The sequence below is a fragment of the Sphingomonas sp. CCH9-F2 genome (assembly GCF_001556735.1).
Lineage (GTDB): Bacteria > Pseudomonadota > Alphaproteobacteria > Sphingomonadales > Sphingomonadaceae > Sphingomonas > Sphingomonas ginsenosidimutans.
Genome location: NZ_LSJO01000439.1, coordinates 1 through 2,884 on the forward strand (window position 1 = coordinate 1; position 2,884 = coordinate 2,884).

Consider the following 2,884-nt stretch of genomic DNA (forward strand, 5'->3'; position numbering starts at 1 on the left):
GACCACATCATCGCACAGCTACGCTGGTGCGGAGGTCGTCCACGACATCACGTCATGGAGTGCGCGGATCGGGCAGGCGGCACGAGCCGCCGAAGCGGGGGCAGGGTTTCAATGACCATTCAGACCATGCATTGTACCAACCAACAAGGGGGGGGCGCAACGTGACGACACTCAGCGATCGGGAGATCAAAACCGAGATTGACGCCGGAAGGCTGATCCGGAATGCGGATCTGAATATGCTGGATGGCGCCTGCTACGAACTTCGGTTGGGAAGCGTCTATTATGATCTCACCGAGAATGGTGCCCGCTTCCAGCTGAAGCCAGGCGAAAACGCGTTGATCAAGCCGGGACACCGGGTCGTCCTGATCACCCTTGAGGAGCTTGACGCCCCTGCCCAAATCCTAGTCCGCGTTGTCAGCAAGGGGTCCCTATTTAGCGTCGGTCTAAGTCCCGTCGCCACGTACGCGGATCCGGGCTTCAAAGGGAACCTAGGCATCGTGACCCAAAACATCAGCGACAAGTATGTCGAGTTGCCCCAGGGCGAGCCTATCGCAAAGGCAGATTTTACGATGCTTTCGAGTCCCGCCACGAGGCTTTACGAAGGACAGCATGGGTTTCAGCTTGGCATCTGGCCTATCAAGACGCACCTCCAGAAGACGCACGGCGAGGTCGCCGATGACCGGCGCGTGATGTCCGAAAAGCAGGAGAGCCTCGCCCTCCTTCCTCAAGCAACGCGAACCGTTATACGCCGCATCGAAACAACGCAGCTTTGGACGAACATCGGGCTGGTGGTCGCCATCATTATCAACTCGCTTGCGATCTTCCTGGCGGAAAAGAAGTTAGTCGACAGCATTATCGGCGTCATTGCCAGCTTAGTGGCCGCCTCGATAATCAGCATAGGCTCGCTTACGGTCAACCTGCTCAGAAGGAACAGATGATGGACCTTTCTGCTATTGTCGCCCGACAGATCAATGCTGACGAGCGGCGGGGATTCCGAGTTCGCTTTGGCTCCGATGTCGATCGGCACGATCAGCTCGTTCGCGACCTGGTAGGTTTAATGGGGGAGGTTGGAGAGTTCGCGAATGAGCTCAAGAAAGTAGGTCTCGGCCTGCACAATCCGAAGTACAATGGGCCGAGTCTTGAGGAGGCTTCACCGAACCTGCGCGAGGAGTTAGCCGACGCCGCTATTTATCTTTTCCGGCTTTCAACGATCCTCGGCGGCGACTTCGAGCAGGACGTATTGTCTAAAATGAACCTAAATGATGACCGATACCGCGAACTCGAGCGATAAGCTCGTATTTCTGCTGGGGGTAAACACAGGGTTCGTGACAGACGGGGAGCCTGACGCGCGATACGTTGACTTTTACCGTCAACGAAGCTCCGCCGACCTTCACTGCGCCATCGTCGGCAACGTAGTCATCCCCGAAGGTCACGGGAGCAACCGGTCAACGCCGTCGATTGGATTCAACCCGGTGTGGGGTGCCGTAGCCGACGCGATCCGCGAGCGGGGCTCGCTACCGGGAATCCAACTCGCAACGGCATGGGAGGGCTACGAAGGAGCCCGGAAGTTTCTATCGGCTAATTCCGCCGAGGTGATAGGGCAAGCGAGAGAACTCGTCGGGTCACTTGGACGTCATGTCATCGACCACGTCCTTGACGGCTTTTCGGCCGCGGCGGCCATCGCAATCGAGCATGGCTTCGGTCATGTGCAAATCCATGCGGCTCACGGCTACCTGCTTAGCCTTCTAGTAGACAAGCGGATTAACCCCGCCGCGCCCCTTGTCGAAGACAGGTTAGGAAGGTTGGCGGAGTGGCTCCGCACCAACGGCGTAGAAAGCTCGATCCGGATATCGATGCGCACCGGCGATGCCCAATTCGACGGTTCCGGCGCTACAGGGCTGCACGATAGTATTGCCGCCCTCCCGTTCGACTTCGTCGACCTGTCCTCCGGATTCTACAATATCGACAAAAGGCTCATCTATCCCGCGCGGCCGGAGATCACGAACGCGCGCTTCAGGGAGAGCGTTGAAGTCGCCCTACGCCATCCGTCGCGGCGCTTCATAGTCTCGGGCCGGGTTGCGCAACGAGCTTCAGACCTGCCGCACAATGCGCATGTTGGGCTCTGTCGCGACCTCATCGCCAATCCCCGGTTCCTTGCTGAGCCGGAGAACGGCTGCCACAACCACGGCAAATGTCATTACTACTCGCGTGGGGGTGAACACGTGGTGTGTCCCCGGTGGAGCGAGACCGAACCGGAAAGGCAACAATGAGTGTGGAGGAGCGCGGCTTCCGTACGTCGCCCGGACGGCAAGGCAGCTTCCCGAGATGCCGCGCATCGCGCGGCTTGGCGCGAAGTGGTCGCCCGTACCGGAGACCGTGTGCCCATCGGGCCGTCAAGCTAATGCCACGAGCCACTTACGGCGATGGCGTGTTCCCTTCACCCGCTCCACATTCGTGCTGAACCCACATAAATCCGCCATTCCGGCGTCCGGCCGCGCTTCACGGGACACCTGATTGTGCATCAGGCTGTGCACACGATGGTATCGTACGCCCGCATGAGAGCTCCGCGCCGGCGTCCGGGCGAGACGTGGATGTGGCCTCGATCTCCTATCCGTGGCGGCGCGGCGCTGACAGCAGCAGCCGCAATCAGACGGGCTTAACAGCCCCCTAAGATCGCGGCGGATGGGCAATTCCGACGTTGTTGCGAAACAAGTATGTTCCCGGCACGCCGCTCACGTCTTTTTTACCCCCGTCCGCTATCGTGGGCGGCATGGCACAGGCGAAGATCGACGATCACGAACAGCGGGCCGACATGCGGTTGGCGGCGGATTGCCGGGCGGTGGCGCGGGTGGCGTTGCCGGTGACGGTGGTGGACGTGTCGCAT

3 protein-coding genes are annotated in these 2,884 nt (G+C 59.9%); all 3 read left to right on the forward strand.

Going from position 1 to position 2,884, the window contains the following annotated elements; genetic code table 11:
- Nucleotides 1–161: 161 nt before the first annotated feature.
- The 3 genes from AX685_RS12265 to AX685_RS21065 are packed head-to-tail and all read left to right on the forward strand — an operon-like array spanning nucleotide 162 to nucleotide 2,270.
- The gene (locus AX685_RS12265; RefSeq protein WP_066489087.1) at nucleotides 162–938 is read left to right on the forward strand and encodes a dCTP deaminase domain-containing protein; all 777 of its coding nucleotides are present in this window, start codon (nucleotides 162–164) and stop codon (nucleotides 936–938) included.
- Nucleotides 938–1,291 (forward strand): hypothetical protein, encoded by a 354-nt coding sequence (locus AX685_RS21660; protein WP_156445785.1) that lies wholly within the window; start codon nucleotides 938–940, stop codon nucleotides 1,289–1,291. Before AX685_RS12265 ends, AX685_RS21660 begins: the two co-directional genes overlap by 1 nt.
- Nucleotides 1,263–2,270, forward strand: a complete 1,008-nt coding sequence (locus AX685_RS21065) for an oxidoreductase (protein ID WP_197418597.1) — start codon at nucleotides 1,263–1,265, stop codon at nucleotides 2,268–2,270. Before AX685_RS21660 ends, AX685_RS21065 begins: the two co-directional genes overlap by 29 nt.
- The last annotated feature ends 614 nt before the right edge of the window (nucleotides 2,271–2,884 follow it).